The organism is Roseicyclus persicicus, from assembly GCF_012395815.1.
GTDB lineage: Bacteria > Pseudomonadota > Alphaproteobacteria > Rhodobacterales > Rhodobacteraceae > Roseicyclus > Roseicyclus persicicus.
On sequence record NZ_JAAZQQ010000003.1, the window covers coordinates 48,353 to 62,159 of the forward strand.

15 protein-coding genes are annotated in these 13,807 nt (G+C 72.1%); 11 read left to right on the plus strand and 4 right to left on the minus strand.

All coding sequences use genetic code 11. The features are described 5' to 3' along the window. Positions 1-95: 95 nt before the first annotated feature. The 3 genes from HCU73_RS10075 (at position 96) to HCU73_RS10085 (ending at position 2,102) form a co-directional block, all read left to right on the plus strand. Positions 96-614 (plus strand): ASCH domain-containing protein, encoded by a 519-nt coding sequence (locus HCU73_RS10075; protein WP_210730592.1) that lies wholly within the window; start codon positions 96-98, stop codon positions 612-614. Between the two features lie 271 nt (positions 615-885). Next, positions 886-1,485 (plus strand): HupE/UreJ family protein, encoded by a 600-nt coding sequence (locus HCU73_RS10080; RefSeq protein WP_168623333.1) that lies wholly within the window; start codon positions 886-888, stop codon positions 1,483-1,485. 5 nt (positions 1,486-1,490) lie between these two features. After that, entirely contained in the window at positions 1,491-2,102 is a 612-nt protein-coding gene (locus HCU73_RS10085; RefSeq protein WP_168623334.1) for a hypothetical protein, read from the plus strand. On the opposite strand, the gene HCU73_RS10090 is transcribed toward HCU73_RS10085, so the two are convergent. From HCU73_RS10090 to HCU73_RS10105, 4 genes are all read right to left on the minus strand, one after another. Further along, complete coding sequence (locus tag HCU73_RS10090; protein ID WP_168623335.1) at positions 2,095-2,607, minus strand: hypothetical protein; 513 nt, start codon at positions 2,605-2,607, stop codon at positions 2,095-2,097. The two genes, HCU73_RS10085 and HCU73_RS10090, sit on opposite strands and share 8 nt — an antisense overlap. Before the next feature lie 48 nt (positions 2,608-2,655). Beyond that, a complete protein-coding gene (locus HCU73_RS10095; RefSeq protein WP_210730609.1) occupies positions 2,656-3,894 on the minus strand; it encodes a bifunctional folylpolyglutamate synthase/dihydrofolate synthase in 1,239 nt (412 codons plus the stop codon). A 32-nt stretch (positions 3,895-3,926) separates the two neighbouring features. Beyond that, positions 3,927-4,868 carry an acetyl-CoA carboxylase, carboxyltransferase subunit beta gene (accD, locus tag HCU73_RS10100; RefSeq protein ID WP_168623337.1) on the minus strand — a complete coding sequence of 314 codons (942 nt, stop codon included), beginning with the start codon at positions 4,866-4,868 and terminating at the stop codon, positions 3,927-3,929. Positions 4,869-5,037: 169 nt separating this feature from the next. Then, the gene (locus tag HCU73_RS10105) at positions 5,038-5,928 is read right to left on the minus strand and encodes a CPBP family intramembrane glutamic endopeptidase (RefSeq protein ID WP_168623338.1); all 891 of its coding nucleotides are present in this window, start codon (positions 5,926-5,928) and stop codon (positions 5,038-5,040) included. A 149-nt stretch (positions 5,929-6,077) separates the two neighbouring features. Here HCU73_RS10105 and ilvD point away from each other — a divergent pair, with 149 nt between their 5' ends. The 8 genes from ilvD to HCU73_RS10145 all read left to right on the plus strand — a co-directional run bounded on the left by ilvD (position 6,078) and on the right by HCU73_RS10145 (position 13,782). After that, positions 6,078-7,811 (plus strand): dihydroxy-acid dehydratase, encoded by a 1,734-nt coding sequence (gene ilvD / locus HCU73_RS10110; protein ID WP_168623339.1) that lies wholly within the window; start codon positions 6,078-6,080, stop codon positions 7,809-7,811. A gap of 86 nt (positions 7,812-7,897) precedes the next feature. After that, complete coding sequence (locus HCU73_RS10115) at positions 7,898-8,134, plus strand: hypothetical protein (protein ID WP_168623340.1); 237 nt, start codon at positions 7,898-7,900, stop codon at positions 8,132-8,134. A gap of 84 nt (positions 8,135-8,218) precedes the next feature. Then, on the plus strand, positions 8,219-8,968 hold the full coding sequence (locus HCU73_RS10120; RefSeq protein WP_168623341.1) for a hypothetical protein: 750 nt from the start codon (positions 8,219-8,221) through the stop codon (positions 8,966-8,968). 79 nt (positions 8,969-9,047) lie between these two features. After that, positions 9,048-9,821: a DUF6478 family protein gene (locus tag HCU73_RS10125; RefSeq protein ID WP_168623342.1), complete on the plus strand. Its 774-nt coding sequence runs from the start codon at positions 9,048-9,050 to the stop codon at positions 9,819-9,821. 13 nt (positions 9,822-9,834) lie between these two features. Further along, positions 9,835-10,209 carry a hypothetical protein gene (locus HCU73_RS10130; protein WP_168623343.1) on the plus strand — a complete coding sequence of 125 codons (375 nt, stop codon included), beginning with the start codon at positions 9,835-9,837 and terminating at the stop codon, positions 10,207-10,209. Between the two features lie 84 nt (positions 10,210-10,293). Beyond that, complete coding sequence (locus HCU73_RS10135; protein ID WP_168623344.1) at positions 10,294-10,728, plus strand: DUF4405 domain-containing protein; 435 nt, start codon at positions 10,294-10,296, stop codon at positions 10,726-10,728. A 66-nt stretch (positions 10,729-10,794) separates the two neighbouring features. Beyond that, positions 10,795-12,828, plus strand: coding sequence for an NADPH-dependent 2,4-dienoyl-CoA reductase (locus HCU73_RS10140; protein ID WP_168623345.1), 2,034 nt, complete (start codon positions 10,795-10,797; stop codon positions 12,826-12,828). Positions 12,829-12,930: 102 nt separating this feature from the next. Then, a complete protein-coding gene (locus tag HCU73_RS10145) occupies positions 12,931-13,782 on the plus strand; it encodes a DUF4394 domain-containing protein (protein WP_168623346.1) in 852 nt (283 codons plus the stop codon). Positions 13,783-13,807 lie beyond the last annotated feature (25 nt).

Consider the following 13,807-nt stretch of genomic DNA (forward strand, 5'->3'; position numbering starts at 1 on the left):
TCGCCGGCCCGTGACATCCGTACACATCGCGTACACAGGGCGTACACCGGCGGCGCGGCGCTGGCGTGGGCGTCCGGCGCGGCTATCTGTGACCCATGGCCCCCACCCTGCCCCGCCTTGCCCTGTCCGTCCGCCAGCCTTCGGCCTGGGCGATCCTGCATGGCGGCAAGGAGATCGAGAACCGCAGCCTCGGGTCGATCCGCGCGGGCAACATGCGGCCGGGGCGGATCGCGATCCATGCCGCGTCGGGGATGAAACAGGCGGAATACGACTACCTCGTGTGGCGTTGGGCGCGGGACGGGGTGCGGGTGCCCCGGCCCGATGCCCTGCCGCGGCGGGCGATCATCGGGTCGGTCGAGGTGGTGGGCGTCGTCACCGAGAGCGACAGCCCGTGGTTCGGGGGCGAGGCGGGCCTCCTGCTGCGCGACCCGGTGCTCTGCGACCCGATCCCGGCGGCCGGCGCGCTGGGCTATTTCGAGTGGACGCCCGGTGGTGCGCTGGCCGAACCGCTGGCGTGGATGACGGCCTGGGGCGGGGCCGAGGGCGGGCTGTTCGGCGACCTGCCGGTGCAGTTCGGGGAGGCCCCGGAGAAACCGTTCGGGCGCAAAAAGTAGGCTCTGACCGGCGGAACAGGGTCGAACAGGACGGGGGTGCGCCGGGGCAGGTCGGGCGACCGCCGGGCGGCGCCCGGCGTGTCGAGGCGGGGCTGTCGGGCGGTCAGCCGGTGCGGTTCGGGGGCGTTGTGCAGAACTCGAAAACAGGGTCTGACAGGCCAAACAGGGTCGAATCCTGTCGCCCTGCCCCGCTTGCCCCGCGGAATTCCGTATTGACCGCCGTGGCCCGGCCCCTAGGCTTCGCGGCACCTGTCGCTTACCGAGGTTCGCCATGCCCCGACTGTCCCCAAAGGCCCGCATCGCCGCGCTGACCCTGCCGCTGATCCTGCTCGCCGCGCAGGCGGGCGCGCACACCGGCGAGGGCATCAACACCGGCTTCGCCAGCGGCTTCTGGCACCCGATCTACGGCTGGGACCATGTCGTCGCCATGGTGGCCGTGGGTCTCTGGGGCGCGTTCCTCGGCGCGCCGGCGATCTGGATCCTGCCGGTGGTGTTCCCGCTGGTGATGGCCTTCGGGGGCGCGCTGGGGGTGATGGGCGTGCCGATCCCGATGATCGAGACGGGCATCGCGCTGTCGGGCGTGGTGCTGGGCCTTCTGATCGCCTTCGCGGTCAGGGCGCCGATCTGGGTGGCGGCCGTGATCGTCGGCCTGTTCGCCATCTTCCACGGCCATGCCCACGGCACCGAACTGCCCGAAGCGTTCAGCCCCTACGGCTACGCGGTGGGCTTCGTCGTCGGCACGGGGCTGCTGCACCTGGCGGGGATCGCGCTGGGTTTCCTGACCAATTCCGAGGCCGGCAAGATGGCCGTGCGCGGCACCGGCGGTGTCATCGCGCTGGTCGGCGCGGCGTTCCTGTTCGGGCTGGCCTGAGCGCCGTGCGGCGGGGGCTTGCGCTTGTTGCGGCGGCGGCCTGTGCCGCCGGCCGGGCCGAGGCGCATGCCTTCCAGGGCGGGGCCGGGGCCTACGAGCAGGTGATCGAGGGCGCCGCGGTGATCCTTGGCTATCCGGGGCTGCTGCTGCCGCTCCTTGCGCTCGGGATCGCCGTCAGCCTGTGGGACAGCGAGGGGCTGCCGCGGGTCTGGCCGGGGGCGCTGGCCGGGCAGGTCGCGGGCATCCTGGCCGCGCCGTTGGCCGGCGTGTGGATCGCGCCGGCGGTGATGGCGCTGGGCGTGGGGGTCGCGGCGCTGGCGGCGCTGTGGCCGGACAGCCGGCGTGACGTCATCGCGGCGCTGGCCGTCGCCACCGGACTCGGCGTGATGATGTCGGCGCTGGAGGGGCATGGGCTGTTCGAGCTGCCGCTGTTCATCCACCTCGGGCTGGTCTTCGCCGCCAACCTGGTGCTGGCGGCGGGGGCGGGCGCGGCGGCGCTGACGCTGGAGCGGGTGGCGGCGCCCTGGATGCGGATCGGCTGGCGGGTCGTCGCGTCTTGGATCGGGGCGATCCTGCTTCTGGTGCTGGCCTTCACGCTGCGCGGCGGGGTCAGCTGATCGGCAGCGAGGGCTCGCAGGTCAGGCGCACGTCCATCGGGTAGGCCTGCAGCGGCGTGAACGGATCGATCGAGCTGTCGTCGATCCAGCGGTTGTCGATGCAGACGTCCTGCGCCCAGTTGCCGCCGTTGAAGCCGAAGCCGCCGTCGGCGCCGCAGTTGTTGACCTCGCCGTTGGCGTTCCATTCCTGATAGGTCTGCTGGCTGCGGCTGCCCCCGGTGGGAAAGCGCAGCGAGCGGGTGTCGAAGCTGAGGGTCCACGAGGTTTCGGGCGTCAGCATGTCGAGCGACCAGAAGCCGACCGGAAAGCCGTCCTTGTAGCCTTGGATGCGGAAGCCGGTGACCTGCGTCTCGTTGATGATGTCGGTGTCGAGGAGCGCGTCGGGGAACTCGATCACGCCCTCCATCGTGTAGCCGTTGGCGCCGACCCAGCAGAACTGGAACTGCGCGGCCTGCGCGGGCAGGGCGGCGAGGCTGGCGGCGACGAGGGCGAGGAGGCGGGTCATGGGCGGGAGTGTGACCGCCCGGGCGCGGGCGTCAAGGGCGGGTGTGCCCTACCCGTTTTCCTTGAGGATCTCGCCGGCAAGGTAGAGCGACCCGCAGATCAGGATGCGCGCCTCAGGGTCGGTGGCGACGATGGCGTCCAGCGCCTCGGCGACGCTGCCGGCGACCTGCGCGGGCAGGCCGGCGGCGCGGGCGGCCTCGGCGGTGACGGCGGCGGGCAGCGTCGCGGCCTGGCCGGGGATCGACACGGCGGTAAGGCTTTGGGCGACGGCGCCGAGGGGGGCCATGTAGCCGGTGACGTCCTTGGTGTTGAGCATCCCGCAGATCAGGTGCGTGGGGCGCGCGGGCATGTCGGCGAGCAGTGCCGCGATGGCGCGGGCGGCGTGGGGGTTGTGGCCGCCGTCGAGCCAGAGCTCGGCCCGGGGGGCGGCCTGTGGCAGCGGGCCGGTGCGCAGGCGCTGCATCCGGGCGGGCCAGACGGCGCGGGTCATGGCGGCCTCGCAGGCGGCCTCGGATTGGCCCAGCGCGCGCAGGGCGGCCAGCGCGGTGCCGGCGTTTTCCACCTGGTGGGCGCCGAGGAGGATGGGTTTCGGCAGGTCCAGAAGCCCGGTCTCGTCCTGGAAGATCAGGCGGCCGCCCTCGGTCCAGACCTGCCAGTGCTGGCCGTGGGCGAGGACGGGGGCGGAGAGGCGGGCGGCCTGCGCCTCGATCACCTCGAGCGCGGGCTCCTGCTGGCGGCCGACGACGACGGGGACGCCGCGCTTGATGATACCGGCCTTCTCGGCGGCGATCAGGGGCAGCGTGTCGCCGAGGTATTGCTGGTGGTCCATGTCGACCGGGGTGATGACGGTGAGCGTCGGGCGGTCGACCACGTTGGTGGCGTCGAGCCGGCCGCCGAGCCCGACCTCGAGCAGCGTCCAGTCGGCGGGCGTGTCGGCGAAGGCCGTGAAGGCGGCAGCGGTGGTGATCTCGAAGAAGGTGATCGGGTCAGGGCCGTTGGCGGCGAGGCAGCGGTCGAGGGTGGCGCCGAGGGCGGCCTCGTCGATCAGCTGGCCGGCGACGCGGATGCGCTCGTGGAAGCGGGCGAGGTGGGGCGAGGTGTAGGCGTGGGTGGTGGCGCCGCCGCCTTCGAGGCCGGCGCGGATCATGGCCAGCGTGGAGCCCTTGCCGTTGGTGCCGGCGATGTGGACGACCGGGGGCAGGCGGCGCTCGGGGTGGTCGAGGGCGGCGAGGATGCGGTGCATCCGGTCGAGGGTGAGGTCGATGACCTTGGGGTGGAGCGACATCATCCGGTCGAGGAGGATGTCGGAGCGGGCCTGGCTCACGGCTTGTCCGTCGCCTCCGGCGCGGCGCGGGGCGCCTCGTCGGCCCGGGCCTCCTCGGGGGGGGCGGGCAGGTCGCCGGCGACGGCGGGGGGCAGGCCCATCAGCATCCGGGTGATGGCGATGAGCTCGTCGCGGAGCTGCGCCCGGGGCGTGACACGGTCGAGCATCCCGTGGTCGAGCAGGTATTCGGCGCGCTGGAAGCCCTCGGGGAGCTTCTCGCGGATGGTCTGTTCGATCACGCGGGGGCCGGCGAAGCAGATCAGCGCGTTGGGCTCGGCGATCTGGATGTCGCCGAGCATGGCGTAGGAGGCGGTCACCCCGCCGGTGGTGGGATGGGTCAGGACCACGATGTAGGGCAGCCCGGCCTCCTTGAGCATCTGCACCGCCACGGTCGTGCGCGGCATCTGCATCAGGCTGAGGATGCCCTCCTGCATCCGCGCGCCGCCGGCGGCGGAGAACAGGACCAGCGGGCGCTTGCGCTTCACCGCGCGCTCGCAGGCGGCGATGATGGCGTTGCCGACATACATGCCCATCGAGCCGCCCATGAAGGAGAAGTCCTGCGCGGCGGCGACGATGGGGGTGCGGCCGATCTCGCCCTCGGCGACCAGCATCGCCTCGGTCTCGCCGGTGGATTTCTGGGCGGCCTTGAGGCGGTCGGGGTATTTCTTCTGGTCGCGGAACTTGAGCGGGTCGTCGATGGGCCTGGGCACCGCGACCTCGGTGAAGATGCCGGCGTCGAACAGCGCGGCGAAGCGGGCGCGCGGCGAGATCGCCATGTGGTGCCCGCAGTTGGTGCAGACGTTCAGCGCCTCGGTCAGTTCGCGGTGAAACAGCATCGTGCCGCATTCGTCGCACTTGGACCACAGGTTCTCGGGCATCTCGCGGCGCGAGAAGATCGAGTTGATCCGGGGGCGGACGTAGTTCGTGATCCAGTTCATGGGCGCGGGGCTCCGGGGCCGGTCCGTGTCAGGGCGGAGATATGGGATGCGGGCGCGACATGCAATCCGGCGCGCATCCCGGTGGCGGGTCTATGGGGGCTCTGCCCCCGCCGCGGCCGTGCCGGCCACGGCCCCCCCGGAGTATTTCGGAAGCAAAGATGAGGGGGCCTCAGGCGCGGCGGAGGCGGAGGAGCGCGAGGATGCCGGCCCAGATCGCGACCGAGACGGCCATGTCGAAGACGAGGAGCGGGCGCAGGTCCGCGGGCGTCAGGGCGCCCATCGGGATGGTGTAGAGGGCGAGGCCCGACAGCGGGCCATCCAGGGCGACGAACAGGATCGCCACGCAGTTGTTGGCGAAGTGGAAGCCCCAGGCCGCCCCGATGGAGCCGGTGCGCGCGGTCAGGTCGGCGGCGAGCAGGGCGAAGACGAAGACGGCGCCGACCACCAGCCAGGCGTTCTCGCCCATGATCGCGGGCTGGTAGTGGAGCACCGCGAAGAGCGCCGAGGGCAGCACCATCCAGGCCAGCGGCGAGGCGAAGCGGGCGGCGAGCTGGCTTTGCAGGTAGCCGCGGAACAGCACCTCCTCGGCGCCGGTCTGGACCAGGATGCCCACGAGCGCCAGCGGCAGGAAGGCGGCCCAGAGCGCCGGCGCGAGGTTGGCGGTGGGGATCACGGCCGAGGGCAGGAGCGCGGTCACCCCGTAGGCCAGCGCGCAGACCCCGGCGCCGATGGCGAAGCCGCGCAGGAGCCTGCCGCGGGCGCCGAAGAGCGATCCCATGGGGCGCGCATGGAGGAGCCGGGCGGCGAGGAGCGGGCCCAGCCCCATCCCGAGGAAGGTGGCGAGCACGAGGAGCGTGGCGGTCGGCGTCTCGGCCATCGCCATGCGCCGCATCCAGGCGTCGGCGCCGTCGAGGCCGCTGACCGCGACGAGGAGGCCGAAGATCGCCGCGATGCCCGCGGCGTAGACCGCCGAGCACAGCACGAGGCCGAGCGCGAGGCGCCAGAGCGACGGGCGCGCCCGGGCCGGACCGACAAGCTCGTCGTGAGCGGGGTACTGCATCGGACCTGCCTTGGGCGGCTTTTTCGTCGGGCCAGTCTAGACGGCACCGGAGGGCGCGGCAATCGCGCTTGTCTGCCCCCGCCCCCGCGTCTATTCCGGGGCCCGAACGTCCCGTATTCCAGTGAGATGCCAGAGGGAGGGCCCGCACCATGACGAAGGGCAACTTGGACAAGTCGAAACTGCCGAGCCGCCACGTGACCGAGGGGCCCGCGCGCGCTCCGCACCGGTCGTATTTCTACGCCATGGGCCTGAACGACGAGGAGATCCACCAGCCCTTCGTCGGCGTCGCCACCTGCTGGAACGAGGCCGCGCCCTGCAACATCGCGCTGAACCGGCAGGCGCAGTCGGTGAAGCTGGGCGTCAAGCACGCCAACGGCACCCCGCGCGAGTTCACCACCATCACCGTGACCGACGGCATCGCCATGGGCCACGAGGGGATGCGGTCGAGCCTCGCGTCGCGGGACGCCATCGCGGACACCGTCGAGCTGACCATGCGGGGGCATTGCTACGACGCGCTGGTGGGGCTTGCGGGTTGCGACAAGTCGCTGCCGGGGATGATGATGGCGATGGTGCGGCTGAACGTGCCGTCGGTGTTCATCTACGGCGGGTCGATCCTGCCGGGCCGTCTGGATGGCAAGGACATCACCGTGCAGGACGTGTTCGAGGCGGTGGGCCAGCACCAGGCCGGCAACATGACCGACGAGATGCTGGCGATCATCGAGCGCGTGGCCTGCCCCAGCGCGGGCGCCTGCGGCGGCCAGTTCACCGCCAACACCATGGCCTGCGTGTCCGAGGCGATCGGCCTTGCGCTGCCCAATTCCTCGGGCGCGCCCGCGCCCTACGAGAGCCGCGACCAGTATGGCGTGGCCTCGGGCGAGGCGGTGATGAAGCTCCTGGAGCTGGGCATCCGGGCGCGGGACATCGTCACGCGGAAGTCGCTGGAGAACGCCGCCCGCGTCGTCGCCTGCACCGGAGGGTCGACCAATGCCGGCCTGCACCTGCCGGCCATCGCGCACGAGGCGGGGATCGACTTCGACCTGTTCGACGTCTGCGACATCTTCAAAGACACGCCCTACTTCGTCGACATGAAGCCGGGCGGGCAGTACGTCGCCAAGGACCTCTACGAGGCGGGCGGCGTGCCGGTGGTGATGAAGGAGCTGCGCAAGATCGGCCTGATCCACGAGGACTGCATCACCGCCACGGGCCGCACCATGGGCGAGGAGCTGGACCTGATCACCCGCGAGGCCGACGGCAAGGTCATCCACGCCGCCGCCACGCCGATCACCGAGACCGGCGGGGTCGTGGGCCTGAAGGGCAACCTGGCGCCCGAGGGGGCGATCGTGAAGGTCGCCGGCATGGCGCCGGAACAGCAGGTCTTCACCGGCCCGGCCCGCGTGTTCGAGTGCGAGGAGGACGCCTTCGAGGCGGTCCGCAGCCGCGCCTACAAGGAAGGCGAGGTCATCGTGATCCGCAACGAGGGCCCGCGCGGCGGCCCCGGGATGCGCGAGATGCTGGCCACCACCAGCGCGCTGTCGGGTCAGGGCATGGGCAAGAAGGTGGCGCTCATCACCGACGGCCGGTTCTCGGGCGCGACCCGCGGGTTCTGCGTGGGCCATGTCGGCCCCGAGGCGGCGGTGGGCGGGCCCATCGGCCTGCTCAAGGACGGCGACATGATCACCATCAACGCGATCACGGGCGAACTGTCGGTGGCGCTGTCGGACGAGGAGCTGGAGGCGCGCCGCAAGCTGTGGGCCGGCCCGCGCGACACGATCTACGCCACCGGCGCGCTGTGGAAATACGCCCAGTTGGTCGGCCCGGCGGTGAAGGGCGCGGTGACGCACCCCGGCGGCAAGCACGAGAAGCACGTCTACGCCGACATCTGACGGCGCACGGCCCGCGGCGGGCATGTCCCGCCGGGGTCCGGCCGTGCTAGACTGGCGCGGCCGGCGGTCCGGCGGGAGATCGTTCGATGGACGAGGATCTGGCGGGCGGCATCGTGGTGCTGGCCGGCTTCGTGGTCGTGGGGCTGGCGCTGCTGTATGGCGTGCGCCGGTCGCTCCGGTCGGGCCGGACGTGGCTAGATGCGCGCAGCTTCAACCGGCATGACCGGCCCACCGGCTTTCGCGTGGTGGTCGCCCTTTATGCCGTGACCGGGCTGGCGATGGTCGTGGGCGGCGCGGTCGGCCTCTGGCTGGTGCTGACCTGACCGGCGGACGGCGCGGCGGTTGCAACCGGGGCGCGACCGACCTATGCCGGACGGACCCCGCAGCCCGCGCCCCGGAGTTCCAGGATGCCCCGACCTTTCCCCGCCCTGCTCGTGCTTGCGGCCAGCCTGGGCCTTGCCGGGTGCGGGGGCGGGCTGCTGCGCGGCGGCGGGGCCGAGGCGCCGACCGAGGTGGCGGTGACCACCGACGCCATCGTCGTCACCGGGCCGGACGGCTACTGCATCGACCCCACGGCGACGCGCGACACCGGGGCCACGGGCTTTGTCCTGCTGGGCAACTGCGCGGCCATCGCCAATTCGCGCCGCGTGATCCAGCCCGCCACGCCCGCCGTCCTGACCGCCGCGATCTCCGAGCCCTCGTCCGGCGGGCGGCTGGCCGACAGCATCGCGGAGCTTGACGCCTTCTTCCGTTCGGACGAGGGGCTGACGCTGCTGAGCCGCTCGGGCGACCCGGCGACGGTGACGATCCTCGACACCGCGCTGGACGGGGAGGTGTTCCTGCTGCACGCCGCCGACACCAGCGAGGGCGCCATCGACGGGGTGCAGGCGGATTACTGGCGCGCCTATCTCGACGTCGGCCCGCGCATCGCCACGCTGTCGGTGCTGGCGCTGGAGGACCGCGCGCTGAGCCGCGAGGAGAGCCTGGCCACCCTGCGCGGCTTTGCCGCCGCGGTGCAGGCGGCCAACCCCGCGCCCGGCGCCACGCCGCTGCCGCCGCCGGGCCCCGTGGCCCCCGTGCAAGCCGCGCCGCAGAACCTTCCCCTTGGGGCAGGTCCGCTCTGGAACGTGGGGCTGTTTCGGCGGATATTCGGATGAGCGGATCGGTGTGACGGGCGCGCGGGGTCCGGGCGGTGGGCGACCGCCCGCCCCGGCCGGCCCGAGGTGGATGGTGAAGATGGGCAAGGACAGGGCAGGTTTTCTCGGGCTCTTCGGCCCCGACCAGATGTTGAAGCGGTGGGAGCGCGCGCTGCAGACGCGCGCCGGCCTGGCGCCGCGCGACCTGGCGGGGCTGCGGCGCGAGATGCTGGGGGTGCGCAGCCGCATCGACCGGCTGTCCGCCGAGGCCGAGACCGAGCTTCTGGCCCGCAGCGCCGGTCAGGACGGCATCGCGCGGCCCGACCAGTGCGACTGGGCCGAGCGCGGCGGGCCCTGGCGCGCGCGCCTCACCCCCCGCGGCCATGTCGGCTTTGGCTCGCCGCTGGCCATCGGGGCGGGCGTGACGCTGTTCCACGACGCGACGCGGTCCGACCTGTCGCTCAGGCAGGAACCGGCGCGGCGGGACGCGACCGGGCCGGTCTTTGCGCTGGTGCTGGAGGTCTACCGATTTGACGGGTCGTTCCTGTCGCTGGTGCAGGACCTGCCCGACGCCGCGTTGCAGGGCCTGACGCTCGACCATTTCTTCCAGGTGCACCTGACCATGGACCGGGAGCAGCCGATCGAGGTCTACGCGCGGCTCAACATCCAGCACGGGCCGAACCACGAGCAGATCGTGCGCCAGTTCGCCTTTGACGGCGACCGCGGGCTGGCGGAGTTCGACCTTGCCTATTCGCGGATCAACGAGAAGCGGGTCGAGAAGGGCTGGCTCGACCTGATCCTCGAGGGCCCCGAGATGAACCGGGTGGCGATCCGGGACATGGTGGTGCTGCGCGCGCCGCGGGCCGATATCTGAGGGAGCAGGGGCGATGCAGGACGAGACGCTGACGCGGGTCAGGCTGAGGGGCGGGCGTTACGAGGGGCTGCTGAGCGCCGCCGCCGGCACCGGGCTCGAGGCGGTGCACGAGGGCCGGGTGGTGGCCGTGGCGACGCTGACCGCCGACGCCGCGCGGCCCGAGGAACAGCGCGTCACGCTGGAGCTGCCGGCCGAGGTGATCGCCGAGGGCGTGCAGGTGATCGGGTTGCGCTCCACCGCCAGCGGCGCGGTGCTGGACCGGGTCACGCTGATGGCGGGCGAGGCGCTGGACGCCGACATCCGCGCCGAGGTCGCGCTGCTGCGCGAGGAGCTGGAGATGCTCAAGCGCGCCTTCCGCCGCCACTGCGCCGAGACCGCGGGCCGCTGACCGCCGTTGATCCCGGTCACTGACCGGGCCGCGCCGCCGTGCTGTCTGGCCCGGGAATCCCGGCCACAGACGGAGGCATACCCCATGGCAGACCATTCCCCCGCACCCGGCCGACTGCCGGCGCCCTGGTCGGGGCGCGCGGCGGCGGTGTTCGGCGTCACCCTGTCCTTCCTCGTGATGCTGGGCAGCGGCGCCGCGCTGTTCGTGGCGCCGCAGGGGCGCAGGGCGGCCGAGATCGGCTGGACATTGGCGGGCCTGTCGCGCGAGCTGTGGGAGGCGGTGCACCTGGCCACCTCGGTCCTGTTCGCGTCCTTCGCGCTGTGGCACCTGCTGGTCCATGTCTCGGTCTACCGCGGCCTCCTGTTCGGGTCGCCCGCGCGGGCCGGCCACCGGGCCGAGACCGGGCTGGCTGTCGGCGCCGTGATCCTGGTGCTGATCCTCGCCATGTTCGACCTGCCGCCGGTCAGCTGGCTGGTGGAGCTCGGCGGCTGGTTCAAGCGGGTCTACTGGGCCTCGTGACGCCGCGTTTCGGGCTGACAGGGCCCGCGTCCCGCGCTAGCCAGAGCATCGGGAGGACCTTTCACCATGGCTGACGCGCGTTACCCGCACCTGCTGGCCCCGCTGGACCTGGGCTTTACCACGCTGAAGAACCGCGTGCTGATGGGCTCGATGCACACGGGGCTGGAGGAGACGAAGGACTGGCCCCGCGTGGCGGCCTTCTACGCCGAACGCGCGCGCGGTCAGGTGGCGCTGATCGTCACCGGCGGCATGGCGCCCAACAAGGAGGGCGGCGTGTTCCCCGGCGCCGCGGGTCTCTACACCCCGCAGGACATCGCCAACCACCGCATCGTGACCGACGCGGTGCACGCCGAGGGCGGCAAGATCGCGATGCAGATCCTGCACGCCGGGCGCTACGCCTATTCGCCGGACTGCGTGGGGCCGTCTGCCCTCAAGTCGCCGATCTCGCCGTTCCCGCCGAAGGAACTGGACGAGGCCGGGATCGAGAAGCAGATCGCCGACATCGTCACCGCCGCCGTGCGGGCCCGCGAGGCGGGCTATGACGGCGTCGAGATCATGGGGTCGGAGGGGTATTTCCTGAACCAGTTCCTGGTGACCCACACCAACAAGCGGACGGATCGCTGGGGTGGACCTTACGAGAACCGGATGCGCCTGCCCGTCGAGGTGGTGCGCCGGGCGCGCGAGGCGGTGGGGCCGGATTTCATCATCATCTACCGCCTCAGCATGATCGACCTGGTGCCGGACGGGTCCACCTTCGACGAGGTGGTGCAGCTGGCGCAGGCGATCGAGGCGGCGGGCGCCACGATCCTGAACACCGGGATCGGCTGGCACGAGGCGCGGATTCCGACCATCGCCACCAGTGTCCCGCGCAAGGCCTTTGCCTGGGTGACGCGGAAGCTGATGGGCAAGGTGGGCATCCCGGTCATCACGTCGAACCGGATCAACACGCCCGCGGTGGCCGAGGAGGTGCTGGCGACGGGCTGCGCCGACATGGTCAGCATGGCGCGGCCGTTCCTGGCCGATGCGGGCTTCGTCGCCAAGGCGATGGCCGGACGCGCCGACGAGATCGCGCCCTGCATCGCCTGCAACCAGGCCTGCCTCGACCACACGTTCTCGGGCAAGCTGACCTCCTGCCTGGTCAACCCGCGCGCCTGCCACGAGCTGGAGCTGCGCTACGCGCCCGCCGCCAAGGCAAAGCGCGTGGCCATCGTCGGCGCGGGGGCGGCGGGCATGGCGGCGGCGATGGTCGCGGCGGAGCGGGGCCACGCGGTGACACTGTGGGACAAGGCGGCGCAGGTCGGCGGGCAGCTGAACATGGCCAAGACGATCCCCGGCAAGGAGGAATTCGTCGGGCTGGTCGACTGGTTCGCCACCATGCTGGACCGCCACGGCGTGGACCTGCGCCTGGGCGCGGCGCCGTCGGTCAACGACCTGACGGGCTTCGACGAGGTGATCGTGGCGACCGGCGTGCGCCCGCGCGATCCCGCCATCCCCGGGCAGGAGGGGCCGAACGTTCTGTCCTATGTCGACGTGCTGGCGGGCCGCGCGCCCGTGGGCCGGCGCGTGGCCGTGGTGGGGGCGGGCGGCATCGGCTTCGACGTGGCCGAGTTCCTGGTCCACGAAGGCGAGAGCCCGACCGAGGTGCCCGAACTGTGGCGCCGGGAATGGGGCGTCGCCGACCCCGCGGCGCATCGCGGGGGCCTCGCCCCCGAGGGGCCGCAGCCCGAGCCGCCGGCGCGCGAGGTGGTGCTGTTGCAGCGCAAGGCGGAGAAGCCCGGCAAGCGGCTGGGCAAGACCACCGGCTGGATCCACCGCGCCAGCCTGCAGATGAAGGGCGTCAAGATGATCGCCGGCGTGAACTACGAGGGGATCGACGCGAAGGGCCTCCACGTCAGCTTTGGCGAGGCGCGGGAAAAACCCACGCTGATCGAGGTCGATACCGTCGTGCTTTGCGCCGGGCAGGAGGTGGAGCGGAGCCTGGCCGACCAGCTGATCGCGGCGGGGATCACGCCGCACGTGATCGGCGGCGCCGACGTGGCCGCGGAACTGGACGCCAAGCGCGCCATCGACCAGGGCGCGCGGCTGGCCGCGGCGCTCTGACGAAAAATCCCGCCGCGCGGTGAAACCCGCCCGGCGCCTTCCCCGTGTCTGGATGTGCAGGGCCCCGCAGGGCCCGTCCAACCAGACAGGAGAAGACACGCGATGACCCGATTTGCTGCCGCCGCCGCCCTGAGCCTGCTGGCCGGCCCCGTGCTGGCCGATGCCCATGCCGCCCCGATGACGGGCTACGCGCTCGCCAACGACGGCGCGACCCTCGTGGTGATGCCCAACCTCGCCGATCCGGGCGCGGTGATGACCCTCGAGCTTGCCATGCCGGTGCAGGCGATCGCCTGGCGCCCGGTGACGGGCGAACTGCTCGGCTTCTCGGGCGCGGGCGTCGCGGTCATCGACCCGGCCTCGGGCGCGATGACCGACCTTGGCGCGACCGTCATGGACGGCGCCACCATCGCCGACGGCGCGATGGTCGGCTTCGACTTCAACAACGCCATCGACGCGGTGCGGGCGGTGTCGACCGCCGGCGACAACCTCGTCTACTTCCCCGCCGATTTCGGCGACAACGACGAGCGGGCCGGCTCGGTCCGCCGCTTCACCGACCTCGCCTATGCGGCGGGCGACGCGAACGCGGGCGCCATGCCGATGGTGTTCGCCAACGCCTACACCAACGCGATCAACGGGATGACGGCGGGCAGCACGCAGCAATACGTGCTGGACGCGGCCACCGACAGCCTTGCGACGCTCGCCAACAACGAGGGCACGCTGGCCACCGTCGCGGCGATCACCGTGGACGGCATGGCGGCCGACATCTCGGCGATGGGCGGGTTCGACATCGTGTCGCCGGCCGAGGGCAGCGACATGGCCTACGCGATCCTGCAGATGGAGGGCGCGGGGTCGGCGGGCCTTTACGCCGTCGACCTCGGGACCGGGGCCGCGACGATGCTGGCCGACCTCGGCATGGGCGGGTTCACCGGCTTCGCGGCGTCGCAGGGCATGTAAGCCCCCCGCCGGACATGAATCGGGG

Coding starts and splice junctions, on each gene's coding strand:
- HCU73_RS10075 (WP_210730592.1), top strand. CDS start 96: ATGGCCCCCACCCTGCCCCGCCTTGCCCTGTCCGTCCGCCAGCCTTCG.
- HCU73_RS10080 (WP_168623333.1), top strand. CDS start 886: ATGCCCCGACTGTCCCCAAAGGCCCGCATCGCCGCGCTGACCCTGCCG.
- HCU73_RS10090 (WP_168623335.1), bottom strand. CDS start 2,607: ATGACCCGCCTCCTCGCCCTCGTCGCCGCCAGCCTCGCCGCCCTGCCC.
- HCU73_RS10095 (WP_210730609.1), bottom strand. CDS start 3,894: ATGATGTCGCTCCACCCCAAGGTCATCGACCTCACCCTCGACCGGATG.
- accD (WP_168623337.1), bottom strand. CDS start 4,868: ATGAACTGGATCACGAACTACGTCCGCCCCCGGATCAACTCGATCTTC.
- HCU73_RS10105 (WP_168623338.1), bottom strand. CDS start 5,928: ATGCAGTACCCCGCTCACGACGAGCTTGTCGGTCCGGCCCGGGCGCGC.
- ilvD (WP_168623339.1), top strand. CDS start 6,078: ATGACGAAGGGCAACTTGGACAAGTCGAAACTGCCGAGCCGCCACGTG.
- HCU73_RS10115 (WP_168623340.1), top strand. CDS start 7,898: ATGGACGAGGATCTGGCGGGCGGCATCGTGGTGCTGGCCGGCTTCGTG.
- HCU73_RS10120 (WP_168623341.1), top strand. CDS start 8,219: ATGCCCCGACCTTTCCCCGCCCTGCTCGTGCTTGCGGCCAGCCTGGGC.
- HCU73_RS10125 (WP_168623342.1), top strand. CDS start 9,048: ATGGGCAAGGACAGGGCAGGTTTTCTCGGGCTCTTCGGCCCCGACCAG.
- HCU73_RS10130 (WP_168623343.1), top strand. CDS start 9,835: ATGCAGGACGAGACGCTGACGCGGGTCAGGCTGAGGGGCGGGCGTTAC.
- HCU73_RS10135 (WP_168623344.1), top strand. CDS start 10,294: ATGGCAGACCATTCCCCCGCACCCGGCCGACTGCCGGCGCCCTGGTCG.
- HCU73_RS10140 (WP_168623345.1), top strand. CDS start 10,795: ATGGCTGACGCGCGTTACCCGCACCTGCTGGCCCCGCTGGACCTGGGC.
- HCU73_RS10145 (WP_168623346.1), top strand. CDS start 12,931: ATGACCCGATTTGCTGCCGCCGCCGCCCTGAGCCTGCTGGCCGGCCCC.